General features: G+C 60.4%; 23 protein-coding genes and 3 pseudogenes. 14 read left to right on the forward strand and 12 right to left on the reverse strand.

Annotation, left to right across the window (positions count from 1 at the left end; translation table 11 throughout):
• Nucleotides 1-11: 11 nt before the first annotated feature.
• On the forward strand, nt 12-755 hold the full coding sequence (gene istB / locus ACVMDN_RS30600) for an IS21-like element helper ATPase IstB (protein WP_076828398.1): 744 nt from the start codon (nt 12-14) through the stop codon (nt 753-755).
• A 200-nt stretch (nt 756-955) separates the two neighbouring features.
• Here the strand turns inward: istB and ACVMDN_RS30605 are convergent, their stop codons facing one another.
• A complete protein-coding gene (locus tag ACVMDN_RS30605; RefSeq protein ID WP_456834784.1) occupies nt 956-1,186 on the reverse strand; it encodes a hypothetical protein in 231 nt (76 codons plus the stop codon).
• A 769-nt stretch (nt 1,187-1,955) separates the two neighbouring features.
• On the opposite strand from ACVMDN_RS30605, the gene ACVMDN_RS30610 reads away from it, so the two are divergent.
• From ACVMDN_RS30610 to ACVMDN_RS30625, 4 genes are all read left to right on the forward strand, one after another.
• Nucleotides 1,956-2,234 (forward strand): type II toxin-antitoxin system RelE/ParE family toxin, encoded by a 279-nt coding sequence (locus ACVMDN_RS30610; RefSeq protein WP_253589129.1) that lies wholly within the window; start codon nt 1,956-1,958, stop codon nt 2,232-2,234.
• A gap of 19 nt (nt 2,235-2,253) precedes the next feature.
• On the forward strand, nt 2,254-2,556 hold the full coding sequence (locus ACVMDN_RS30615) for a HigA family addiction module antitoxin (protein WP_092088747.1): 303 nt from the start codon (nt 2,254-2,256) through the stop codon (nt 2,554-2,556).
• A 1,376-nt stretch (nt 2,557-3,932) separates the two neighbouring features.
• Nucleotides 3,933-4,154: a hypothetical protein gene (locus ACVMDN_RS30620; RefSeq protein ID WP_092088749.1), complete on the forward strand. Its 222-nt coding sequence runs from the start codon at nt 3,933-3,935 to the stop codon at nt 4,152-4,154.
• 38 nt (nt 4,155-4,192) lie between these two features.
• A complete protein-coding gene (locus ACVMDN_RS30625) occupies nt 4,193-4,825 on the forward strand; it encodes a MarC family protein (protein WP_301322286.1) in 633 nt (210 codons plus the stop codon).
• A gap of 279 nt (nt 4,826-5,104) precedes the next feature.
• Here the strand turns inward: ACVMDN_RS30625 and ACVMDN_RS30630 are convergent, their stop codons facing one another.
• On the reverse strand, nt 5,105-5,275 hold the full coding sequence (locus ACVMDN_RS30630; RefSeq protein ID WP_456828000.1) for a hypothetical protein: 171 nt from the start codon (nt 5,273-5,275) through the stop codon (nt 5,105-5,107).
• A 23-nt stretch (nt 5,276-5,298) separates the two neighbouring features.
• On the opposite strand from ACVMDN_RS30630, the gene ACVMDN_RS30635 reads away from it, so the two are divergent.
• The 3 genes from ACVMDN_RS30635 to ACVMDN_RS30645 all read left to right on the forward strand — a co-directional run bounded on the left by ACVMDN_RS30635 (nt 5,299) and on the right by ACVMDN_RS30645 (nt 6,958).
• A complete protein-coding gene (locus ACVMDN_RS30635) occupies nt 5,299-5,748 on the forward strand; it encodes an Hsp20 family protein (RefSeq protein ID WP_253589127.1) in 450 nt (149 codons plus the stop codon).
• An 84-nt stretch (nt 5,749-5,832) separates the two neighbouring features.
• Nucleotides 5,833-6,330: an Hsp20/alpha crystallin family protein gene (locus ACVMDN_RS30640; protein ID WP_253589126.1), complete on the forward strand. Its 498-nt coding sequence runs from the start codon at nt 5,833-5,835 to the stop codon at nt 6,328-6,330.
• A gap of 94 nt (nt 6,331-6,424) precedes the next feature.
• Nucleotides 6,425-6,958 (forward strand): hypothetical protein, encoded by a 534-nt coding sequence (locus tag ACVMDN_RS30645; RefSeq protein ID WP_456834783.1) that lies wholly within the window; start codon nt 6,425-6,427, stop codon nt 6,956-6,958.
• Nucleotides 6,959-7,358: 400 nt separating this feature from the next.
• Here the strand turns inward: ACVMDN_RS30645 and ACVMDN_RS30650 are convergent.
• From ACVMDN_RS30650 to ACVMDN_RS30660, 3 genes and pseudogenes are all read right to left on the reverse strand, one after another.
• A pseudogene (locus ACVMDN_RS30650) lies at nt 7,359-7,550 on the reverse strand (epoxide hydrolase); the annotation flags it as partial.
• 844 nt (nt 7,551-8,394) lie between these two features.
• The gene (locus tag ACVMDN_RS30655; protein ID WP_456828002.1) at nt 8,395-8,643 is read right to left on the reverse strand and encodes a hypothetical protein; all 249 of its coding nucleotides are present in this window, start codon (nt 8,641-8,643) and stop codon (nt 8,395-8,397) included.
• A 388-nt stretch (nt 8,644-9,031) separates the two neighbouring features.
• The gene (locus ACVMDN_RS30660) at nt 9,032-9,388 is read right to left on the reverse strand and encodes a hypothetical protein (protein ID WP_092088757.1); all 357 of its coding nucleotides are present in this window, start codon (nt 9,386-9,388) and stop codon (nt 9,032-9,034) included.
• 550 nt (nt 9,389-9,938) lie between these two features.
• Here ACVMDN_RS30660 and ACVMDN_RS30665 point away from each other — a divergent pair.
• Nucleotides 9,939-10,148, forward strand: a complete 210-nt coding sequence (locus ACVMDN_RS30665) for a hypothetical protein (RefSeq protein ID WP_156436216.1) — start codon at nt 9,939-9,941, stop codon at nt 10,146-10,148.
• An 865-nt stretch (nt 10,149-11,013) separates the two neighbouring features.
• Here ACVMDN_RS30665 and ACVMDN_RS30670 read toward each other — a convergent pair.
• From ACVMDN_RS30670 to ACVMDN_RS30680, 3 genes are all read right to left on the reverse strand, one after another.
• Nucleotides 11,014-11,379, reverse strand: a complete 366-nt coding sequence (locus ACVMDN_RS30670; protein ID WP_253589123.1) for a nuclear transport factor 2-like protein — start codon at nt 11,377-11,379, stop codon at nt 11,014-11,016.
• A gap of 369 nt (nt 11,380-11,748) precedes the next feature.
• Nucleotides 11,749-12,000 (reverse strand): hypothetical protein, encoded by a 252-nt coding sequence (locus ACVMDN_RS30675; protein ID WP_253589122.1) that lies wholly within the window; start codon nt 11,998-12,000, stop codon nt 11,749-11,751.
• 491 nt (nt 12,001-12,491) lie between these two features.
• The gene (locus tag ACVMDN_RS30680; protein ID WP_316399206.1) at nt 12,492-14,702 is read right to left on the reverse strand and encodes an ATP-binding protein; all 2,211 of its coding nucleotides are present in this window, start codon (nt 14,700-14,702) and stop codon (nt 12,492-12,494) included.
• Nucleotides 14,703-15,019: 317 nt separating this feature from the next.
• Between ACVMDN_RS30680 and ACVMDN_RS30685 the strand changes: the two are divergent.
• Together ACVMDN_RS30685 and ACVMDN_RS30690 are read left to right on the forward strand one after the other, a co-directional pair.
• Nucleotides 15,020-15,647: pseudogene (locus tag ACVMDN_RS30685) on the forward strand (PHP domain-containing protein); the annotation flags it as partial.
• Nucleotides 15,648-16,416: 769 nt separating this feature from the next.
• Nucleotides 16,417-16,854, forward strand: a complete 438-nt coding sequence (locus tag ACVMDN_RS30690) for a hypothetical protein (protein WP_456834782.1) — start codon at nt 16,417-16,419, stop codon at nt 16,852-16,854.
• A 1,382-nt stretch (nt 16,855-18,236) separates the two neighbouring features.
• Here ACVMDN_RS30690 and ACVMDN_RS30695 read toward each other — a convergent pair.
• Both ACVMDN_RS30695 and ACVMDN_RS30700 read right to left on the reverse strand, forming a co-directional pair.
• Nucleotides 18,237-18,470 (reverse strand): annotated as a pseudogene (locus ACVMDN_RS30695) (DNA polymerase/3'-5' exonuclease PolX); the annotation flags it as partial.
• Between the two features lie 217 nt (nt 18,471-18,687).
• On the reverse strand, nt 18,688-19,029 hold the full coding sequence (locus ACVMDN_RS30700) for a hypothetical protein (RefSeq protein ID WP_456834781.1): 342 nt from the start codon (nt 19,027-19,029) through the stop codon (nt 18,688-18,690).
• Nucleotides 19,030-19,965: 936 nt separating this feature from the next.
• Here ACVMDN_RS30700 and ACVMDN_RS30705 point away from each other — a divergent pair.
• Both ACVMDN_RS30705 and ACVMDN_RS30710 read left to right on the forward strand, forming a co-directional pair.
• A complete protein-coding gene (locus ACVMDN_RS30705) occupies nt 19,966-20,250 on the forward strand; it encodes a hypothetical protein (protein WP_456834780.1) in 285 nt (94 codons plus the stop codon).
• Nucleotides 20,251-20,519: 269 nt separating this feature from the next.
• Complete coding sequence (locus ACVMDN_RS30710; RefSeq protein ID WP_076826811.1) at nt 20,520-20,702, forward strand: hypothetical protein; 183 nt, start codon at nt 20,520-20,522, stop codon at nt 20,700-20,702.
• A 24-nt stretch (nt 20,703-20,726) separates the two neighbouring features.
• Here ACVMDN_RS30710 and ACVMDN_RS30715 read toward each other — a convergent pair whose 3' ends face one another.
• The gene (locus tag ACVMDN_RS30715) at nt 20,727-21,203 is read right to left on the reverse strand and encodes a hypothetical protein (RefSeq protein WP_456834779.1); all 477 of its coding nucleotides are present in this window, start codon (nt 21,201-21,203) and stop codon (nt 20,727-20,729) included.
• Between the two features lie 203 nt (nt 21,204-21,406).
• On the opposite strand from ACVMDN_RS30715, the gene ACVMDN_RS30720 reads away from it, so the two are divergent.
• On the forward strand, nt 21,407-21,706 hold the full coding sequence (locus ACVMDN_RS30720; protein ID WP_456834778.1) for a hypothetical protein: 300 nt from the start codon (nt 21,407-21,409) through the stop codon (nt 21,704-21,706).
• Between the two features lie 398 nt (nt 21,707-22,104).
• On the opposite strand, the gene ACVMDN_RS30725 is transcribed toward ACVMDN_RS30720, so the two are convergent.
• Nucleotides 22,105-22,287, reverse strand: a complete 183-nt coding sequence (locus ACVMDN_RS30725; protein WP_158074179.1) for a hypothetical protein — start codon at nt 22,285-22,287, stop codon at nt 22,105-22,107.
• Nucleotides 22,288-22,623 lie beyond the last annotated feature (336 nt).

A 22,623-nucleotide genomic window follows, 5' to 3' on the forward strand; every position in this document is an offset into this window, starting at 1 on the left:
GAGATCACGCCTTGCTCACGCATCCGACCCTCGATCAACTCCACGCGCTCGGCCTTCATGGCATGGCCAAGGCCTTTGCCGACATCGAAGCCGGCGGCGATGCCGCAAGCCTCGGCCATGCCGAATGGCTCGCGCTGCTGCTCGAACGCGAAGCCTCGCTGCGACGCGACAAGCGGCTATCGAAGCGGCTGCAATACGCCAAGCTGCGCCAACAGGCTTGCGTCGAGGACATCGACTATCGCACCCCGCGCGGCCTCGACCGCAGCCTCCTGACGATGCTGGTCGAAGGCCAATGGATCGACGATCACGCCAACCTGCTGATCTGCGGGCCCTCCGGCGTCGGCAAGAGCTGGCTCGCCTCGGCGCTCGGCAACAAGGCCTGCCGCGACAATCGCTCCGTGCTCTACCAGCGTGTCCCGCGGCTGTTCACCGACCTCGCTTTGGCGCGCGGCGACGGCCGCCACCCGCGGCTCCTGCGGGCGCTCGGCCGCATCGATCTGCTCATCCTCGACGACTGGGGCCTCGAGCCGCTCGACGCCGCAGCCCGCCACGACCTCCTCGAGATCCTCGAGGACCGCTACGGCCGCCGCTCCACCACCGTCACCAGCCAGCTCCCCGTCGATCAATGGCACGCGCTGATCGGCGATCCCACCTACGCCGATGCCGTCCTCGACCGCCTGGTCCACAACGCCCACCGGATCGATCTCAACGGCGAGAGCCTGCGGCGAACCCGCAAACCCGATCGAAAGGCCTGAGCCAGTGGCGCTGTGGACATGCCGCTGCGCTTGGACAACGCAAAGAGCGTTGCCCACATGCCCACAGCAGACCAACAGCAGACGAAGAAGGGCCTCAAGCCGCGATTCAAGGTTGACCCCGCGGCTTCACCGATGCCAGAAACCAAACAGCCAGAACGCCTCGCGCCCCGGGCGACATCAAATCGGAATGGTGGGCGAGATCATCTCGGAATCCTGGGCGAGATCAAATCGGTACACCCGGGCGAGATCATCGGAATCCGCACGCCAAGCGCCGCGGCAATTGGATCAAGCCACTGAAATACGGTCCCGATGCCGGTCAGGAACAAGCCCCATAGCACCGTGACCGAACGCCCCGTGAGCGCCCAGACCTTGCCCCAGAACGTGTTGGCTTCAGCGTAGAAGCTCTTGAGCGCCGGGATCGCATGGAGCACCGGGCTAGGAACATGAAATAGACTTGGAAGCACCAGATCGCCATCGCATCGTCGACACCGATATCCCACGCGGTGTTCACGCGCAGATAGCGATTCACCGCGACATCGGGGATCCGGTCGCCCTGCTCTGCCTCTCGGATCTGCTTGCCCCAACAGGAGCCCAGAACCGCAGCCTCGAAGGAACAGAAATATTCCTGCTCGATCAGCGCATCGCCGGCCTCGTCGCCGTAGATACTCCCTGCGCTGGATCTCAACGGCTTCACGCGAGATCGCGCCCGTGTTGTCGACAGTCAGAACCTGCGCGAACCAGTCAGAGCTCTCGCGCGCCACGTCCAGCATCGACTTGGCGTGGTTGGATCGGGGCGAGATACGCATACGCTGCTGGGTTCGCAAGCGCCCGTTCGGAGAATGTCACACCGGCTGGAGGAGACCCGACGTCGAGTTATAGCTTTCCGAGCCGACGACCTGCCAGGTCGCCCCGTTCTTGAACCGAATGAAAAGATCGCTTTGCGCCCCTGCGGGCCGCTCGAATGCCGACGCGGCCGCCCAGTGCAGGCAAACGTCATCCTTGCCGGCTCGACGATGCCAAATCCCGATCGCGCGCCGACGCCCGGCTTCAAAGCGCACTCCAGAGCGGCGTGGTAATCCCGCGGCTCCCACCTATTCGGTAGGAGGATTCCGCATCGGAAAACTTGCGGATCTACAAGAACGTATCATATTATGATACAAACCTCTTGCGAGGCGTATCACCGTATGATACACTCTGATCATGATCAAGAGCTTCAAGGACGAGCTGACCGAAGCAGCCTTCAACGGCAAAGCCAAGAAAGGCTTTCCGGCCGATCTGCTCAAGCTAGCTCGCCGTAAGCTCCAGTATCTGAACGCAGCTGTGAACCTACGCGACCTTTTGGCCCCTCCCGGCAATCACCTTGAAGCCCTGAAAGGCGACCGCAAGGGGCAATATTCCATCCGCGTGAACGATAAGTTCCGCATTTGCTTCACACACGCTGAAGGTCCAAAGGAGGTCGAGTTCGTTGACTACCACTAGCCAGACCAAGGAGGGTCATATGGCAAAGAAACTGCCCCCAATGCACCCCGGTGAGGTGCTACGCGAGGAATTTCTCATCCCGCTCGACATTTCGGCCGGTGCGCTCGCCAAGGTTTGCGGCGTTCCCCGTACCAGGATTGAGCGTATTGCGAACGAGGAGACCTCGATTACCGCGGACACTGCTCTTCGCCTGTCCAAGGCGCTGAAAACCTCTGCTCAGCTTTGGCTGAACCTGCAGAATGCCTATGACGTGCAGATGGCCGAACAAGAACTTGGCAGCGACCTGGAAAAGATCAAACCGATCGACGCGAAAGCTGCCTGAAACGAGAGACGCCCGGACGGGAGCCGCCGGGCGCATCTATTCACTCAAGCTGATTTGCGGGCGAATATTGGCTACGACTGCAAAAGTCAATCCACTGGGGATCTCGCTCCACAAGGCCGGCTGTCTACCGGAAGTACGTCATGCCGCCAACGACGATCGACAGGACAAAAACCAAAGTGGCAGCTCCAATAATCCACGGCATGTCACGGCGTTCTCTGGGGGTCATGTTACTTCCTCATGTGTACGTCCTCGAGCGCCTTAGGCGGCTGTAGCCCTGGCGATGTCAGCCACTCGTTGATATGGGCTGCCGTTTCGGCCTGACGCGCTCGGCGGAGATATAGCTCGCGCTGAGTGCCCGGCGGGAGCTGCGCAGCAGCGACCCTGAAGCGAGCGGCCTCCTCGGCCAATCTCTCTTCGAATGTCTTGGTATGTTTCGTTCGATTGCGACGCTTGATGACCACAGCGCACTCCTTTCCGTTGCACAAGGCGGGAGCGCGTTGACGGCGATCTCATCACCGATAGATACCCAAAGCCGTGCGGTGATGAGGAATAAATACTAGGGGCAGCGGCGGGCTTCTATATCCCACGTTACTCGCGTAAATAATTGTTTTCATTCAAAAATACTCAAACGGTTCAAAATACTCATTCGTCTCCTAATGACACTTTCGCTATGCATTTGTCACGCTGCCTGATCTCGCCATCTCCGCAGAAGATAATCATGCCAAAGCATCGTCGCGCCGAACCGCCCGCTCCATCGTCGCGCCCGGCGCCTCGTACCACCCACCTGCCCGCTTGATCGGCATCATGTCGCATTGCACCGGCTTGGAGATGTTGGTCGCGATCGCGCGGTTCGGCACCCAGAGGGCAGCGCACCGCCAGCTTGGTCGGCAACGATGCCTGCAGCCGCGTGATCGTCGCGACCAAGTCGAGCGCATAGCTGTGCTGCGGGGTCACAGAATACCCCTGACGAGTCAGTGGGCTCGCTTCGCTGCTTCGTAACGATGATCTCGAGGCGGTCGGCTCTACAATCACAAGCCTTCCGGGCTGCGACCACAGCCAAGAACCCTTGAAATGGCTGACTCTGCTCCTATCGTCTGTTGTGGCCAAGCTTCAGCTTGCCGAAAGGTCCTCGGAGACAATTTGACCATGGACCCGAAACGGGGATCCAGCTTTGCAGGGGCTGCGGATCTTGTGGCGCACGCGGACACGGCGCGTCGACACCTTGCTGAATTGAGCGCAGCCTGTGCGAACGGCGACAAGAGTGCGGCCCGCCGGCATTGCGCCAGGCAATCAGTGAGCTCGAGCTCGCTCGCGCGATGTTGCGAATTGGAAATGACTGAATTGGAGACGTCGGGCACCTAACTGCGGGCTCCATCATGACGGCACAGCTTCACGATTTACTTACCGAGGCCCTTGAAAGCATCAAGTCGGGCGGTTTAATTCACAAATACAGCCTGGTCTGGGCCGGTCGTAGCGAGGCGCCACGCATTATCGTGTGTAAATCCGCCGACATTCCAGATGACGTTTTGCGTCGTACAATAGTGAGTTCACTGGCTGGCCTCGCAGCTGAGTCACAAATTACCATCGAAAAGGATTGAGGGCGGCGGCGTTCAGCTGTCCAAGGTGGGCTGCGACTATGCTTTGGAATCAGTTCGTCGGAATCACGATGCTGCTCTATGCGCTGACGAATCCGGTCGGAGCCATTCCAGTCTTTCTTGCGATCACGCGGCAGGCGCGAAGCGCAAATATCCATCGTATCATCGTCTTGGCATGCACGGCGGTTGCGGTTTTCTTTGTGGGGGCCGCGGTCCTCGGCAAGCAGATCCTCGGCTTCTTCAATGTCGGCCTCGATGACTTTCGTATCGCGGGCGGGTTGCTCGCACTGGTCATCGCGCTCGAGATGTTTCAGGCACAGTATGGGAAATTCTTGCAATCCAGCGGAGTTGACAGCAGCGAGGTAGATATCCATGGAATGGCGATAACACCGTTTGCATTCCCTTTGCTCGTCGGACCAGCCGAAGTCGGCATCATGATCACCCTTTCCAATGATAATCCTGGTTGGCTTTCGAAGGCGCTGCTTGCTGCGGCGTCAATCATCGCAACATTCCTGATCGGATTGACACTCTGGACGGCGGCGGCGATTGAGCGGTTCCTGGGAAAAACGGGGATCAACGTTATGACCCGCACCATGGCGCTCATTGTAGCGGCGATAGGCGTGAACTTCATTATGACTGGCCTGCGGAGCGAATTGCCCGGATTGGCCGGCTGAAATTCTGACAGGTCAGTTGCAAGCTAGGCTTCCGCGCCGGCTGCGCAACGGATCTCACATGACGCGTGCCTTCGTGGTGAGCCTTTGCACGGCAGCCGGCCCCAGAGCAAATGGAAATACCGCAATGGGACTGGCACGCCCGGGGACAAAGTGCAAACTTCTCCGTTCCCGCGCGAGATTCAGCATTGAGCGGTCTCCCGACCCGGCGCAGATGGCCGGCGTGCCCTCGCGAGCCAACTGCCCGAACTCGGTTCCGGTGCGCGGGCCGGAATAACCCGACTAAAACCAAGCCAAAAAATTTTTGCGAACGCTCTTGAAACTGATCGCCGCTTTTCTAATTGGATTTTTGCCGCTTACGGGCGGTGCCGGGCGCCAGGTTGGGCTCGGCAAAGCAACCAGGGCGCCGGACAGGTGTCTTGCACCGATCGTCTTGCGCTCCTTCGTATCCATCTTGCTCTCTGGAGGACTTGGCTATGAGGACATACGATTTCGCTCCCCTGTGGCGTTCGAGTATTGGATTCGACCGCCTCATCGATCTTCTCGACGAAACCCAGCAACGGTCCGAAGACAACTACCCGCCCTACAATATCGAGCGGCTCGGAGAGGACCGTTACCAGATCTCGGTCGCACTGGCCGGCTTCAACCAGGACGAGATTTCGGTGACGGCTGAGCAGAACGTGCTGACCGTGGAAGGCCGCAAGGGCGACAAGGACCAGCACGAATACCTCTATCAGGGTATCTCGGCGCGTCCGTTCAAGCGACAGTTCAGCCTCGCCGACCACGTGCAGGTCAAATCGGCAATGGTCGAGAACGGTCTGCTGCGGATCGAGCTCGTGCGCGAAATCCCCGAGGCCATGAAGCCTCGGCGTATTGCCATCGGAAGTGGCGCTCCTGGCGGACAAATCACGCAGAAGGCGGCCTGAGCCCGCTTCCTATTGGGCCAAAACACGCACGGACGGTACCCGTCCGTGCGCTGACCAGCTGCATGTCAAGTTAAGGAGGATATCATGGGTATTCGGGATCTCGTTCCCTGGGGCAAAGGGCAAGAACTCTCAACCGGACGAGAGGCATTCGATCCGTTTCTCACGCTTCACCGTGAGATGAACCGCCTGTTCGATGACGCCTTTCGCGGCTTCGGCTCATTCGGTCGCATCAACGCTCCGTTGATGGAGGGCCAGTTTAGTTGGCCACGCCTTGAACTGAATGAAACCGACAAGGAGGTTACGGTTTCCGCCGAGCTTCCAGGCCTCAGCGAAAAGGATGTCCAGGTTGAAATTGCCAATGGCATCCTGTCAATCCGGGGTGAAAGGAAAGCAGAACGCAGCGACGATTCCAAGTTCGTCAGCGAGCGATATTACGGCTCTTTCGAGCGCCAGATTCCGCTTGATGGCGTCGAGGAAGATAGGGCGAAGGCCGACTTCAAGAACGGCGTCCTCACCGTGACGCTACCGAGGTCCGAGCAGTCACGGTCGAACGTCAAGCGTATCGTGATCAACAGCAACTAAGGCCAGAGGTCGGCGGCGCACGACCGTCGCCGACCTCTATATCCAAGCCTTCAGCAACGCGTCTCTGGGCGAAAGGAGAAACAGGAGGCACGACATGAGCCATGTCAATCGCAATGCCAACATCAATGAGTCGCTATTTCATTCAGTATCCCACTACAATTCACCCGGCGATGTATTGAATGACGCGCGGCTCTCGACGGACGAGAAGCGCGTCATCCTATCGTCCTGGGCATCGGATATGTACGTCATCGAATCGCAACCGACCCTGCGGGAGATCCCTGGCATTCCACATCGGTTGCGCCTCGCCGATATCGTGGCGGCGCTGAAGCGGCTGGACGACGAGGAGGATCCGCCGCCGCGCGGTGGAATGGCGATGCAGCTGCCTCGGTTGAGCAAGCCGGTGCGCGCCGTTTGCGATTCCGAACGACATGCTGCGACGAAGCGGCATCGGCCGTTGAGAGTATCCCGCGCGGATGCTCGGTGGACTCGCGAAGCAAATGTACGGCGGTACCGGCGGCTGTTGGACACTCAACTGACTGACGCAGAACGCAACTTCATCAGGCGGCGTCTTGTCGAGGAATTAAAGGGCTTGATCGCCTCCAGGAGCGAGCGTCGTCACACAAACTGAGCCCCGGGGATCGGGCGGTGTACGATTGCGAAACTGTCGATGAAGGCAGGAAAAGATGGCAGCAGATCCGTTAGCTCAAGCGAAGATGGGTGTGGAGGCCCTTGCACTGTGTATCGCAGGTGTCTTGTGCGAACGTGACCCATCGCTTTTGCCCGTATTCCAAGAAAGTGCGAGGACGCTTCATCGCATTCTCGATGATCGTGGAGATCATGAGGCGGCAGCAATGATCGGCGCGTTTGGTCGAGCACTAATCAAACGTCCTCCAATTCCAAATTGACAATGGTGACCACAGCACTCCCATCGCTCGTGGGCTAAAGCCTACCACTCGAGCTACGCCGAAAACTGGCGCATCGCCTCCAATCTTTTCATGGGTGACCTCTGGTGAGCATGTTCGCGCCAGCGTTCTGACCAGCTGTTCATAGGCGCGTCGTTCCTCTGCGGAGAGACTGGACGGCGGTGGGTTGCCGCCCTTGAGGGCCTTGTCGACGTCGGCTGGAACGGTGGCGGGCATGTTGGTGTGGATGGCAAGCAATCCCGCAGGTGCCTGTAAGCCCATCTGGTCGACGACAAACGCTCCCCAATCGCCTCCCTGTTCGCCGCAATAGCCCGGGCCCCGATGGCGTGTCTTCCGCGCCCGCGGCCAATTCTACACACAAAACGCGAAAACGGCCCCAGCTTGGGGATCGCTGAGGCCGTCGTTTCGTCTGCTGGGGGCGCGGGCGCCGGTGAGCAAGAGCCACCTCGGTTCAGGCAGAATGCCGGTACATCCGCGGCAGCCTGAATTGCACTCGACGTCGCAGCGCACTTGCCGAGGGCCTCGGGGGGACGCTACAAGCGACCCCGGCGCTGGGGGCACCAGGGTCGCCACTGAACTCCCGGTCGGGGGGGCACCTGATCGCGGGAGCAACGAATTGACTCTTCGCATTCCCACTTGTTCCCGAGGCGTTAGCAAATCAGCAACGTGATCGGCGCAGGCTTCTCTGAGGGACGGGACCGTTGGGGACGCAGCACGGTCACGTTTCGGAGGAGCTGGCGCACCGGCCCTGAGCGTCGGCTCCTCTTTTGGACCTTGTGTGAGTTAGGCAACAGCCGTCACTCCGGGTACCTGCTAAGCAAGTGACGTTGGGAATTTCAGGGCCCTAGCGCTGGGAATGACAGGGCGCCGCCGGGACAAACCATTTCGGGCCCGGCGGCGTAGTTTTTGAGATTTGCCGCGCTGACGCATGAGAGGCGTCTCAAGATGTCTGGCGACAAGATTGCTACAAAGACCGTGCTGTTAGCGCTCGCCATAGGCATTGCCATATGGGCAACTATGGGGGCGCCCGAGCCAGGCACAAATTCGCCGATGCACGTCGCCAGCAGGCGATGAGGCCCTGCCTGCCCGTCTGGCGGTTTAGTCTCCTAGGGACATTCGGCGCTGTCGCTTTAGGTCGGCGTCATTCGAGCGGTAGAGAAAGCGCGGGCAGCGGCCTATTGCCCTGCTCGCAACCTGTTCGCCCCTTGAGCGGTAGAACCGGCGTTGAGGCATCCGCGGCAGTCCGGCCCATGAAATGGGTCAGATTAACGCCCGATGACCACTCCACATAACCAACGGCCGAAAAGGCGAGCGCTCCCACGACGAGAATACTGAGCACTGAAGCGGCGGCTGCTGACGCCAAGCTTTGGCTGCTGAAAAACGGCATCATGATTCTCCGACACCGAGTTGCCACCCATCGGTGCGTTAGGCCGACTCGCGATGATCGCGTGTGAACGGTCTCACATATCACGCGCACTTGATGCGTCATCGGCCCGTGGCACAGCCCCTGCAGTTTGCTTGGTGCTGGGAATTTCAGCGTCCCAGTTCAGGAAGGAAACGCCGCCGGGCGTGTATTTTTGAGACCGGCGGCGTCTTTTTCTTGAGCCAGCGCGAGCTAGCCCGTTTCAGACCGCCTCGTCGTCTTCATCTTGCTGCTCGACGTTCGGCCACTCGGGCATTGCATACCCCGTGGCCCGATCACTACCCGCAAGCCCACAGAACTCAGCGACTGGAACAGACTCTGAAAGGCGGCTTCGTCTTGAAAGTAGAACTCGCCATCACCCGCACAAAGCGGACTGGCGTGCCAGAATGCAACGAGTGCTTTTGCCTTCAGTCCGCCGATGCTCGCAAATCTCCGTAATACCCAGCCTGTCGCGGGCCTCCTCAAAGAACCTGCCTTTTTCGGTCAGAGATCTGTTATTTGCTTTATCCCACACATCGATCGGCGCACCCTCACCAAACCGCTCGTCCATTTCTTCATGCATCTTCGTGTGCAACCGCGCCCATTCTACATGCCGCGCGTAGTATTCGCGCACTAACGGCTCAAACTTCGCAGCGAGCCCGATGAGTTCAGCATCGACCCGCGGCCACCCACCCGGCAATGTCGGGCGGTGTCCATTGTCTGCGTGGTCCAACCCGCAATCGTGATCACCATTTCGCCAGTCAACCCCGACAAGATCCAACACGGTCGCAGCGCGCGATGACGGTTACCACGAAGGATCATATGCATATTCTCGTAGAGCTCGAAAAACTCTTTCATTGACCGGCGGCGCGCCTTGACCCACGGATTGCGTACCTGCGCGGAATGGCGAATTCCTAGCGGCTTGTTTTGCGTCGCGTGCGACCTTCAATCCCACGACGGCTAGCGCTTCAGTGCCAGCTTCGACCCGAGGCGTCGGTCAAGCCCAGAGCCTACTCCTTCTTAGGTAAGAAACATTTACGTACCGCCGCAGTCATCAACTCGTCAGAATTTTGCACTTTACATCCTGGGGCTAGAGCCAACGGTCCGTGTGTATTTTAAGCGGGCGGCGTCGCGCCCTCCACCTAAAGCCGGAAGCGGCCGCCATCGAGTTGTGAGAGCGCTGACACCAACGCAGAGCTTGCTGCGCCCGGAAGACCGACCTCGACATTTGGAACATTCCGGGCCTACCCGCTTGTTCCGAAATCCAGAACGAGATCACCAACGTGACGGACGAACTTGAATATCTAGCGCACCGATTGGTGATTATCGAGCAACCCGGCGGCGGGTTCTTGGTGGAAGCGACGCCGATCGCTGGCGGACAAACGATCAGAACAATGACCTATCAACGTACCCAGGAAGCGATCGCTGCAGCGAAACGGACAATCGACAAGCATCTCGAAGGTAGGGGGCCTGCCAATCTGGCTCGCTATTAGTGGCTTTGGCGGCGGAAGTTCCATGCAGCCCCTTGGGGCCGAGTCGGCGGCCCTCCGCCGATTTGAACCCGAGACATTAAAACAATAGGTCCTAGCGTCTGCGAGGAGCGCTTTGGACGTGCGGTTTTATAGCCTATTCGGGCTACGTGCATCCGGCATAAATTGCGCTTTCAGCGAGAGACGCCCGGGCTTAAGCTATGTGACAAATGCTGCACTGTCGGGGTATGCCATGGCCGAAACATTCGTCCGCGTAGGCATCGTCCTTTTGGGGCTTTGCCCTTTCGCAATCGTTGCAATTGCTCTGCTCGTGCAAAGCTGACACGGTTTCATTCGCGAGTCGGCCGGAGCGAACCGGCCGAGACAGCGGCCCCAGCGACTGCCTCTTGGCCCCCAAAGGTTGCTGCGGCCGTTTCTAACTCTCTAAATTCATAGCAATGAAACACGTTGGCGACCGCCCCTACTCCGAATCCGAAAAAGCCGCGCGCAGGATCATGGAGCACGCTCGGGCCTTCGAGCCGATCCAGGATCGGCCGGATCTGCATCGAAAAGATCAACTATCCGATGCTCTACCAGGACAAGGCGACGCCGGCTGAGTATTGGGCTGGCTTGGAGTACGCGAAGGATCGGGGCTGGCTCGAGTATCACGAAAGCGGGACCTTCGTGAGGATGCTGGACCTCGGGCCGCGGTCTCAGCTGTATCCGCGCCGCCGCAGCCCGATGCACTGACCGCGCCTCCGCCACGCCTGCTCGAACGCGCGATCCCGGCACAGCGACCAAGCAGACGCGAGGGGCGACGGCGCAATCGACAACGGCGGCAGCTGGAGCGGTCGGCTTAGGCCGCCGCGAACGGACAGTCGTCACGGCATCAAACCGTAAACGCCTCATCGTTGGTGACCAGCGGATTGCAGGTCGAGTGCACGATCTTGCCGGCGGCGTTCAAGCGGAGGCGCGTCCGGAACAGCCGTCCCCCTGCATCGCGGTACTCGAGGTAGATGCCGCCGTCTTCCGGCACGATCGCCTCGATCTGGAAGGGGCCGGGAGGCTGATCCGCCAACCTCAGTGTCCAATAGGAACGCAATGCCCGCCTGCCCTCGAACCTCCCGCCTTCGCAGCATTCCACGGTGGTGTCTTCGTCGTACAGGCCGAGCAGATCGGACATTCGCCGGTCCCGGCACGCGTCGAGCAAATCGACGACGATGGCCATGGCATCGAAAGTCTCGGGTGCACCCATCACGGCCCTCTTTCTGCAACGCCCCATGACAGACTAGGTGTTCCGGCCTGAACTGCAGGTGAACCGCGCCGGGTTCCGGAATCGAGTCCTTCTTGCGCCGACCGGGTCCCGCAGCGGCGCCCGGAAGAGATCGCAGAGGAGCGCGAAGATGGAGCTGACCGATCTGGAGCGCGATTTTCTGAGGAAGCTCCCCGGCGAATCCTTGGTCAGCCCGCCGACGTTCGACCACGAAATCTGGCGCGGCTCGTGGAGCCGGGTCACGTGGAAACCGAACCACTTCCATCCGGAGATATCGAGTATCGCATCACCGACGCCGGGCGGGCGGCGGCTACCGCGTGAACCACAGATCGGCGAGCCGAGGGGGCCGAGTCAGGGGGCTTCGGTTTTCGGGAGCCGCTCCAATTGCAGACGCAGGGCGGCCGACAATTCCGGCTTTTCCTTGATGCAGCCGCCCGCCGATTCCCGCACAATTGACCCGCTGTGTTGCGGACCGCGGTCGACGCCCCCCAGCATCGGAGCAATCTCGTTGCGACCCACCTCCTGAAAGCAACGTCGGCGGGACGTCGACGGTTTCAGCGGCGATCGGGCCAGGTCGAAGGAACGATAATCGTCCTGCCCCATTGAACTGCAGGGACCGTCGCCCGCCGTTGAACTACGGCGCCTGTCGCGGATAGCCAAAGGTCTCACGGCCCGCTATTCAGAACTAGCGCTCGCGAGGATAGCCAAAGGCGGCGGCCTCCTCCAGGCGTAAGAGTCGAACCGTCCTCCGCAGCGCCTGCGATGTTGCCTTCGAGGCCAGTCGCATGGAGTCCCTAAACGATCGTCCGATGTGCCCGGTGTGCAAGCACGGGCTCGCGCTGTCGCGTATCTCTTCCGGCGAGCGGGGATTCGAGGAGCGCACGTTCGAGTGCTCTACCTGCGGCAGGACGGAAAAGGTTACGATCGAGGTTGACCCCGTGAAGTCAGATGCGGTGGGCTGGCTCGCCCGCGAGCGTCGGCCGCCGCGCTGACTTGACCCGATCGGTGCCGCCACGGCCAATGCTCGATGCCGATGATCATCCTTGACGTGTCACGGCAGAAAAGCCAACTCGTTCTGCTGCGCGCCCCATCGCTCAGTTTTCGACTTGATCCATCACGTCGCGTACCTTGGCGGCCAGTTCATTGAAGCTGAAGGGCTTGACGATCAATTGCACGCCCTTATCGAGCCGGCCGTGATGAATGATCGAGTTGCGGGCATATCCGGTAGTGAACAGCACCTTCAAGGAGGGGCGGATGGCTCTGGCTTGAGCGGCGACCTGCGCGCCCGTCATACCGCCCGGAAGGACCACGTCTGTAAACAGGAGATCCACTCGGGGTTGCCGGTCTAGAATCCGCAGAGCAGCCGGCCCATCATGGGCCTCCAGCACGCGATAGCCGAGCTCGCGGAGGCTGTCGACAGAGTAGGCTCTGACGTCGGCGTCATCCTCGACGACGAGAATGGTCTCTTCCTGGGTCGCCTCCGGATTGAGCGTCTCATCAGGTGTGGTGTCATCCGACGAGTCACCTAATAGACGAGGCAGGTAAATTTTGACGGTGGTGCCCTGCCCAAGTTCCGAATAAATCTTCACATGACCGCCCGACTGCTTGACGAAGCCATACACTTGGCTCAGCCCAAGTCCCGTGCCTTTGCCGACGGGTTTCGTCGTGAAGAAGGGCTCGAACGCTTGCGCCACGGTCTGCCGGTCCATGCCAACGCCGGTGTCGGTGACCGATATGACGACGTACTGGCCCGCCACCACTTCCCTATGTGCCGCGACATAGGCTTCGTCGATGTGGGCGTTACCGGTCTCAAGTGTCAGCCTTCCCCCATTTGGCATGGCATCGCGAGCGTTGACGGCGAGATTGAGGATGGCAGCCTCGAGCTCATTGGGGTCGGCTTCCACGCGCCACAACCCGGCGCCGAGCACGGTCTCCACGGCGATCGTCTCGCCGAGCGTGCGATGGACCATCTCGGAAAGGCCGTTGACCAGAACGTTCACGTCGATCGGCTTGGGATCGAGGGGCTGGCGGCGCGAGAACGCGAGAAGGCGCTGGGTAAGCGAGGCCGCCCGTTGGGCGCCATTCATCGCGTGACGCACGGCGCGCTGCAGATGCGCGGAATCCGAAGGAACATTACGCTGCAACGTGTCGAGATTTCCCATGATCACCTGGAGAAGGTTGTTGAAGTCGTGGGCGACCCCACCCGTCAACTGCCCCACCGCTTCCATCTTTTGGGACTGCCGCAGCGCCTCCTCGTTGCGCTTAAGCTGTTCGGTGCGCTCGATCACCTGCTTTTCCAGCGTGGCATTCAACTCGACGAGCGCCTCCTGGGCGCGCTTGCGTTCTGCGATTTCGCGGTGCGACGCCTGCGAAAGACGGACATTGTCGATTGCCACGGCCGCTTCGGCGGCGAGCCCCGAGAGGCCCCGCTCGGAGCGCTCCGAAAAGACGCTAGGCTTGCCGTGGCCAAAGAACAGGCCTCCGATCACATCCCCCGTCCGCGAAATCACGGGAACGGCGAGATAGCTCCGGACGGGCAGATGGCCTTCGGGCATGCCTCGACGCGGCGCATTCTTGCCATAGCGGGGATCCTTGGTGATATCGTCGGAGCGCACGATGCCCTCGCCGTTGAAGGTCGGCGCGAACACTTCGGTATTTCGCGGCATCGGAAACTTCGAAAATGCCTCCAGCGGCGCTCCCGAAAGCGTGTAGAGCATGTAGCTTTCGCCGGCCTCGTTGGTGAGGTTGTAGAAAAACGCCCCAAACTCGGCACCGCTGAGTTCGACGCCCGCATCCGTTACGATTTGCACCAGGCGCTGGAGATCAGTCTCGAGGGCAAGGGCCGATCCGGCACGATTGAGCACTTCGAGCGAATGCCGCTCTTCACGGATCATCTCCTCGGCCTCCCGCTGGATCGTGCGGTCGCGCAGGATCTTGACGAAACCGACGATCTTTCCGCCCTCGCGGATCGGGCTCAGTTCGCCCACCGCCCAGAAACGGCTCCCGTCTTTGCGGAGGCGCCAGCCTTCCTCGCCGCCGCCCCTACCGTGCGCGGTCGCATCTTCCATTTCTTTGCGCAACTGCGCCTGGCCAGCGTCTGCGGCAAAGATCCGGTCCAAGGACTTGCCGAGCATTTCGGGTTCGCTCCAGCCAAGGATCCGGCTCGCGCCGGTATTCCAGCTGGTAACGAGTCCGCGTTCATCGGCGCTGATGATGGCCGTATCAGTCGCGCCATTGACGATCTGACGCCACTGGGCCGCGCTGATTTCATCGGGCGCGCTTGCGAGGTCGTCAGCTTCGATCATCGATGCTCCCTGACAAAAGTGCGGATGCCACATCCCGGAAGGAGGCAGGCCGGCGTCAGTAGCTCGACTTTCTTGACGGCCCCCGGCGGCTGTAGAAGTACACTTGGCCAACGCAGGGTCCCAGCGGTGAGTTCCCTTTCGAGCGGGTACGGTGGGGGCACAAAATTTCGTTCAGAACGTCAACACAATGCGGAACAAAGAACCGCATCACGGCCCTTCCCTAGCCATCTTTTCAGGTTCCATGACGGAAGGCCGCAGGAATTGTCCGACCTCGGTGATGGACGCCGTCCGCCTGAGCTGGCGTTCGGCTGATGCTCAATTCCACGTGCGGCCACTATGCTGGCGGTCTTTCTGTCGAGGAGATCGCGCAGCAGCACAGGGAAGCCGACCGGCTGAACAAGCGATTCGGCAAGGATTTCCGGATCCTCAAAGGAATCGAGTCCGACATTCTTGCCGACGGGTCGCTCGACAATGCCGACGACGTGCTGGAGCGATTCGACTTCGTGGTCGCGAGCATTCGCGGCCGGTTCAAATTGAACCGACAAGGCCCAGACGCAGCGCATGCTCCGGGCCATCTCGCATCCTCAAACCACTATCATCGGCCACATGACCGGACGGCAAATCCAGCGGCGGCCAGGCTACGAAATCGACGTTGAGAAAGTGTTGCAGGCATGTGTGAAGCATGACGTGGCCGTCGAGACCAACGCCCACCCATGGCGGCTTGACCTAGACTGGCGTTGGCATGAGGCGGCGCTCGAGTTCGGCTGCATGATGAGCATCAATCCGGACGCGCACTCGGCGCCTGAACTCAATCACATGCATTGGGGTGTAGAGATGGCGCGCAAAGGCGGTGTGCCGCCGGACAGGGTCCTGAACGCGATGACGCTTCCCGAGATCACGCGCTACCTCGGCCAGAGGCGGCGCTCGCTCTTCCGCGTCGCCTAATGCCATTGGCACAAGACCACTCGCTCGAAGGAACGGTGGTGGCGGTCGCGGCTGACCGCGGGCACCACTTCAGCAAACCGACGCAGGACTGCATAGTCCTGGTGGAAGGTCACGGCGTCGAAGGCGACGCCCACGCCGGCGTTCGTCCGGCACCGCTATCTCTCCCGCCGCCAGCCCCGCCTACCCAATCTCCGACAGGTCCATCTGATCCAATCCGAAATCTTCGCATCCCTTCTCGAAGCTGGCTTCGACGTCGGCGCGGGCGATCTCGCCGAGAACATATTGCCGGCCTGGACCTTGAGCGAATGCCGCTCGGGTCCCTCATCAAGCTCGGACCCACGGCGATCATAGAGCTGACTGGCCTCCAGACGCCGTGCGTCCTCATGGACCGCTTCCGAGCCGGCCTTAAGCGGCACATGCTCTCGTCGGCGGAAACTGACCCTCCGTTCAAATCCGGGGTGCTTGGCGTGGTGCGGGCCGGCGGGACGGTCGCGCCTGGCGATACCGCGCCGGTTCGGTCAGCGCTCAGCTGCCCTGAAAACTTGTTCGGCGTGCCTTTCTTGCGGCAGCCGATTTTGATCCCGTGCGCCATCTGTTTCTCTCTTCTTTGGAACGTCTTCTGGCGTGCTCATTTGAAAACGCGCGGTAAACCCTCCGCGGCTGTGCCGCGGGCGCATCTATTCACTCAAGCTGATTTGCGAGCAAATATCGGCTGCGTCGAAAGTCAGTTCGTGGTCTGGACCTGTGGAGAAGGATAAGGGTGTAACAAATGAGCGTCATCGGTCCAGCCATTGCGATCGTTATCGGCCTAGCCACTGTGATGGTCGTTTACCTGCTGGCGAGGAAAACCCGGCGTGAGCGCGATAGCCAAGGACAACATATCGCCGATGAACGTCACGAGAACGCTAGCCCGCAAAGCGCTCTCTCCGCAATCGGCGACCGCGAACGCGATGAGGAGGCTCGATCTCGTACAGCGGTCGGGAGCCGATACAGCCACCTTGAAGATGATCCGACCTATGCGACGAGCGTGGAATTGGGGAAGATTTTGATGGACCTGAGCGAGTTAGAGACGGATCTCGCCCTGGCTAAGCAAAGCAAGGACACGGATTTAGCTCTCAAAATCCGGCTCGAGATGAATGACTTGGAAAGTCGCGCTTCCGAGCTAGAGAGCCAACTCGTGAATGGTCCCGATACTCGCCCGGGCTAACCGACCGGCCGCTACCGGAAGTACGTCATGCCGCCGGCAACGATCGACAAGACAAAAGCCAAAGCAGCAGCCCCAATAATCCATGGCATGTCACGGCGTTCATTAGGCGTCATACAGCTTTCTCTCAAATCGCATCGCTTCGCGCAAAGGAAGGCCTCAGCACGAGACGGTTAAGTGCCGAGACCAAGTTTTCTACGTCATCCCTTGTTCAACGCCGATGACGGTCGGCACTGAACAGACGATCAACCGACCGGTTAAGGGATTGTTCCTATTCCCGGTGTTGCCGTTTTAGCTGGTCGTGCCATGCCATGGCTGCCAACGAGCGAATGCGCACCAAGGCCAGTTCGACCGCTGCTGTGGCCGTTTCAGACCCAACCACGAACCATCCCCCTTGCATGGAGGACCAGGTCGCATTGAACCGCCTTGGCAGTCGTCGCTATGCCTCCATCAGGCATCCAGAGAGCGCTCTCGACCGCGGCGGGCACCGAGCGCTGCAGCCTAGCAACGGCTGGCCTCAGACTTCAGCTGAATCCGGATCGGCTTCGTGTAATCGGCAAGGTGATCATCGGCGCTCCTCAACCCGCTTTGTCGCGCCGTCGCGCTGTTGATGCCCGAACAATGCCGGCCAATCCGCAACGGTCCCGGCCTGGGCGATCTCCCGAGCCGTCGGCACGATCCGGACCACGTTTATTGTAGCCGTATGCCGCGCCGCATCCTGGTCGCCCGGCTTCAGACCTGCGACACGTTGAGGGAATCGGATTCCCCTAGCTGCGACGGCGCCGTGCCCCGGCTGCCGCGTAGCGCGGGCGATCATCTTCGCCACGGCGACCGGGATGCGGTCTCCCCGCGCTGCGATGTAGCCGTCGATACTCGTTTCGATGCGATGGCCCAGCCGGGAGGTGCGGTTTTCGCGGTCACAGGCGCGGCACCTCAATCTGGATCGTGCGCGCATCTGCGCTGCGGTCGATCACGGTGAAGACGGCATCGCGCAGCACCCGATCGAGCTCGACGGGCGTCGCGCTCATCGGCTCCTCGATGGTGTCGAGATCGATCACATCAGCCGCCTGCGGATTGAAGTCCCCGCCGCGCACGCCACAGAGCTGTGCGCGGCGCGGATCGGTCACGTCGACCGCGATGCATTGGTCCAGGGCACGGAGTGCCGCTGCGATCGGCATGGTCGCATCTTCGTATTGGCCCGCGAACTTCCGTTGCCCATGCTCGTCACGAAACCACGCAGAGCGCAGCATGAAGACAGTTTGCATTTCCGGCGTCGGTTCTGCCGCCGCCGAGACCAGCGCGGTCGAAGCCTTCTGCGGCGGCATCACCTGCCGACCTTGCCGGATCGCATCGGGCATCGTCTTAAGCTCTGCGAAAGCGAAGGTGGGGATCTCCTTCCGCAGCTTTTCGAGGCTGGGATGACTGCCCGTCTTCTGAAGCTTGGTGATGATGTCGGCGATCGCATTGCCGACGCCCGGGATCTCCGTAAGACGATCCTCGGCGATGAGCACGTCCAGCGGGACGGCAAGAGCCGCCAGGCTGTCGGCGGCCCGAGAGTAGGCTTTCGCCCTGTGGGGATTGCCGCCTCGCAAGGCGGTGCGCTGCGCGTCCTCTCGCAGGAATCATTGCGCGCGCGACTTCGTCAGCGAGTGCTCGGTGATGCGCTGCCAGTTTGGCGAACAGCGCCTTCTTTGCCGCGTTGGTCGCGAGCTTGCTGATTAGTTCGCACTCTTCCGCCTCGACACTGGCAGATGATCCGGAAGTGACTTATCGAGTAGGCCGGCGACCAGCACGGCGAGCGCTGCGTCTTCGATGGCCCCCTCGGCGTATTCGACCCTATCCCACTCGAAATGGAATACCGCCGAAGCGATGGTCGATCGTCGTCGGGCGCATTGCGATCATGCGGGCGTAGTGCGCGCGCAACTGATCCATGGCGCCATCAAACGCCTCTTGCGCCGCTGCTAAGCCCGACTGCTCGTTAGCGTCGGCTATAGCTGCATTGTACGCGCTGCGCGCCTCCTCGCCGCGCAGACACGCGTCCCGATAGGTCCCGGGCGGGTATGACCAGCGGGCGATCTCAACCAGGCGGCCCGTTTCATCGTTCGCGGCATCCCGAAGCCGCGATATTTCGACGAACCGGCTCCCCAGGTCGATCAGCTCGGCATCTGGACTGGCCAAGGAAACAGTTGTTGCGGTAGTCGGCGCCGCTGCGGCATCAGCCGATCAATACACACCTAAGCTGTTGAAAACAATACAATTAATCTAAGCTACCGAAATTAGCCCACAGTCCAGCCCACAAACACGAACGGCCCCGACGCGGCGCGCCGAGGCCGCCATTCCAGACTCCCGGTCGAGCGCGCCACCTGCCTCCGGGAGCAATGAAGGGACTCATTGGCCCGACCACTTGTTCCTGAGGATGGCGATGCCGCACAACAACGATAGCGGCCCTGGCGCGGGGAACGCCAAGGCCGTTTAAACTCCCGGTCGGGGGCAACCTATCGCGGGAGCCTGTGTAAGATTCCCGACATTGCCACTTGTTCCTGCTCCTCTCGCAACATCACAGTGCGTAACAAGAAGTGCCCTTCGGCCGATCACCGAGGCCACAGGTTCTGCGGTTGACTCTGCGCTGGGGATTTCAGGGCCCCCGGTTCAGGAAGGAAACGCCGCCGGGTGTGTATTTTTGAGACCGGCGGCGTCTTTTCTTGGGACTATTTCGATGATCCACACGGCTTTCGTGAAGTTGGGCAGCAAAGACCGTAGTTGCCCGCCCTTCAAAAACTCGATTCCGAAATCTTTAATAAATTCGGACCAGCTTCCTTCCGCGACAGGGAGGTGTGTCATGCGTAATCATGACTTCGTGTCCGATGGGTTCCTCGCGCTAATCGCGACCTGCCTTGTGCTGTTGTGCTCGGGCCTGCTCGTTGTCGCATTTAGCTAGTCTGACCTTGGCGCCCTCATCGTTCCGGATACTCCTAGGGGACCGCTTGGGGACACCCCCGCGCAGAGCACAAGCATGCCGCATTTTCATCACGCAAAAACGGCTGGCCTGCTCATCCAGCATTCATGTTCAACTTCCTACAGTGTGGGGTGCCTTAGATTCCACGAGAGGAAACCATGAAGCTTAAATTTGCACTTGTTGGACTTGCTGCGCTCGGCAGCCTTGCTGCGGCAGGAAGCGCGTCAGCGATGCCGCTCGCGACACTTTCTCCCGCTTCAAACATCGAGAACGTCGCCGTAGTCTGCGGCCCGAACGGCTGTGTCCGCACGGCGCCCGTCTACAGGCCGTACGGCTACGGTTACGGCTATCGTGGCTACGGCGTCCGTCGCTACGGATACGTGCACAGGGGCTACGGTTATCATAGGGGTTACGGCGATCACGGCGGTTATCGCCGCTGGTGATTTCGCGCAAAAGCCCGTCGGTAGGATCATCCGGCGGGCAGATTGATCTGCATCACTCGCGTGTGTGACCGCCCTGCTACCGCAGTGTTGCTGGGATCGCAGGGCCAGCTGGAAGACCGCCGCCGGGATGCTGCATTCAAGCCCGGCGGCGTACTTTTTGATCAGATCCAGGCCGCCGCCCGCGCTCACCGTCTGGGCCGGCTTCTGATTAATGGAACAGCAACGTCGTTTGCATAAGATGCAGCCCACTCGCTGCGGGACGCTCGAAAATGACCGAGTACGTCATCAGGGAAGTTGGCCTTCGTCAGTGGCTCGTGTTTGCCGATCGGCGAAGCATCGCTTTTTGCGCCGACGAAGATGAGGCGGTGAAAGCCATGGCCGAACATAGCGCGCGCCACCGTCGAACACCGGAAACGATGGAAATTGAGCCAGGGGAAAACCCGCCGGCGTGAACCGGCGGGCGCCTCGCCTTCACGCTAGGCTAAGTTGACGGCTGCAGCGGCCATCATCTGCCGTAGCTGATAATGCCAGCCCTCCCGACCGATGCAGTCACTGTCGGGCCATTCCTCGCCCTTGTCTTCGTACTGCTTCACGTACTCGAGAACCGCAGCAACGCCGCCCAATGTCGTCGGAATTGTCCAGGCCAGATCCCAACCTGCATCGGCCTCCGCATGGCAGCATGCTCCTTGATGGTCGTCGGCCTGCCAATAGGCCTCAGAGCGATATTCGGTGGCGTCGGTCGCCGTGATGGCTGCATTGTGGTCCGCGTCCGCCTGCTGGTGTTTTGCGATGGCCTCCAAAGCCGGATCAGTGCCCTGCGGTGATCGCCCTCCTCGATTCGACGCTGAGGCGGCAACCGGGTTACCAGCAAGCAATATGAGATCGAACGCGACGGACCATGCGACGATCTGCTTCTCGTCGCGCAGGCGATACTGCGCCTTGGCGTCGCCCAAGGCCGCCCCCTCAAAAGCCATGGAGGCCATCGATTTTACAGCAAGTTCGGAGAGATCTCTGGCCCGCACTAAACCGATGCCATGCTGCGCATCTCGATAGCACTTTTGAGCCATCTCATAGTGCTCAAGCTTGGGTGTAAGCTCGAGATCATCCGCCAGCCGCTTAGCCCGACGCGACCATTTTCGATATGCCCGCGGAGCGCTTGGGCTGGGGTTCTTGGCATTGGTTAGTTCGTTTTGCCGGCGCCCGTCATGAACGCTTGTTTAGACTGCGTCAGCATTACGCTTACAAATTCTCCGTGGCCTCATCGGTCGATGGCTTCAAGAAGCAGGCACCAGAGCTAGAGCAAGGGATAGCGGCAACGGCGTTCTATGAACTGACGTTCAACCCAGCCACTCGAATGGATGTCAATTCGACGGACTCTCGCTATCCTAATCCAGCCATGGAATGGATCATGAAAAAGCTAGGCGGCCCCTCGACTGAAAAGGACGCCGCCACTTGACCAATCGCTAGCGATAACTGCGCATCGCGGTCGCGAACTCTAGCGGCTTCACTCGGCGCGAGATATTCGCGATCATTGGCGCATGCCCTAGCGCCGCAAGCCCGCTCGTCATCTCCGCTACTGTCCGGCCCCGTCGATCGCAACGGCGGAAGACGGTGCTCATGTTCTGCGTCGGGTGCCAGCACAACGGCCGGCTGAAGCTCGCCGATCTGCCTGGATTGGGACTCGCCTGAAAACTCGGCGCACATCAGGTGCAGCGCTTGCGGTCGTTCCCGCTATCGCTAGGCTCATTAGGAACTTGAAGCGTTGTTGAGCCGTTTGGAGATTGCAAGACAAACGAGCATGACGCACGGTTCAGCCATCGCAACGAGATGTACAAAGAGCCGATCATTGACGAGTTAAGGCAGATTGAATTCGCGACAGTCGAAGGAGAAAGGCGGCTGGCGGAGAAAGAAGCGCAGCTCATCGAATGTAGGCGGCTGAATGAGGACACGAGCAAGATTGAAGCCGAGCTTGCGGTAATGCGCGAAGTACAGCTTGATCGCGAGAGGCTTCGCCAGCGCCTGCTTTCTCTTCTGCACCCCTAGATCCAGATGCCTTCTATGATCTAACAGGACAAGGCGACGCCGGCTGAGTATTGGGCTGACGTGGAGTACGCCGCAGGCCGGCAAGACCTGTTCGCGTGACCGGGGTCAGAGAAACCCCAGCGGTCGCGTCGCTGGGGTTCGTGGCTCCATGGTGTCCGATGCCTCGGGGGAAAGCATGCGGACCTGCCGATAACCGCCCTCGCGCTTGCCTGTTCCTAATCATCCCGGAAGGATGGGTTGTTAGCCTCATCAGCGACAGCTCGCCGCAGAATACGTCCTAGCGCTCAACATGGAGCCCGGAGAAGTGCGCCGGCATTGGGTGTCCTGAAG

Source organism: Bradyrhizobium sp. USDA 4510 (assembly GCF_054059095.1).

Coding starts and splice junctions, on each gene's coding strand:
- ACVMDN_RS30635 (WP_253589127.1), top strand. CDS start 5,299: ATGAGGACATACGATTTCGCTCCCCTGTGGCGTTCGAGTATTGGATTC.
- ACVMDN_RS30655 (WP_456828002.1), bottom strand. CDS start 8,643: ATGATGCCGTTTTTCAGCAGCCAAAGCTTGGCGTCAGCAGCCGCCGCT.
- ACVMDN_RS30675 (WP_253589122.1), bottom strand. CDS start 12,000: ATGGGGCAGGACGATTATCGTTCCTTCGACCTGGCCCGATCGCCGCTG.
- ACVMDN_RS30710 (WP_076826811.1), top strand. CDS start 20,520: ATGACCGAGTACGTCATCAGGGAAGTTGGCCTTCGTCAGTGGCTCGTG.
- ACVMDN_RS30670 (WP_253589123.1), bottom strand. CDS start 11,379: ATGGGTGCACCCGAGACTTTCGATGCCATGGCCATCGTCGTCGATTTG.
- ACVMDN_RS30640 (WP_253589126.1), top strand. CDS start 5,833: ATGGGTATTCGGGATCTCGTTCCCTGGGGCAAAGGGCAAGAACTCTCA.
- ACVMDN_RS30625 (WP_301322286.1), top strand. CDS start 4,193: ATGCTTTGGAATCAGTTCGTCGGAATCACGATGCTGCTCTATGCGCTG.
- ACVMDN_RS30690 (WP_456834782.1), top strand. CDS start 16,417: ATGAGCGTCATCGGTCCAGCCATTGCGATCGTTATCGGCCTAGCCACT.
- ACVMDN_RS30680 (WP_316399206.1), bottom strand. CDS start 14,702: ATGATCGAAGCTGACGACCTCGCAAGCGCGCCCGATGAAATCAGCGCG.
- ACVMDN_RS30620 (WP_092088749.1), top strand. CDS start 3,933: ATGACGGCACAGCTTCACGATTTACTTACCGAGGCCCTTGAAAGCATC.
- ACVMDN_RS30705 (WP_456834780.1), top strand. CDS start 19,966: ATGAAGCTTAAATTTGCACTTGTTGGACTTGCTGCGCTCGGCAGCCTT.
- ACVMDN_RS30630 (WP_456828000.1), bottom strand. CDS start 5,275: ATGGATACGAAGGAGCGCAAGACGATCGGTGCAAGACACCTGTCCGGC.
- ACVMDN_RS30645 (WP_456834783.1), top strand. CDS start 6,425: ATGAGCCATGTCAATCGCAATGCCAACATCAATGAGTCGCTATTTCAT.
- ACVMDN_RS30615 (WP_092088747.1), top strand. CDS start 2,254: ATGGCAAAGAAACTGCCCCCAATGCACCCCGGTGAGGTGCTACGCGAG.
- ACVMDN_RS30610 (WP_253589129.1), top strand. CDS start 1,956: ATGATCAAGAGCTTCAAGGACGAGCTGACCGAAGCAGCCTTCAACGGC.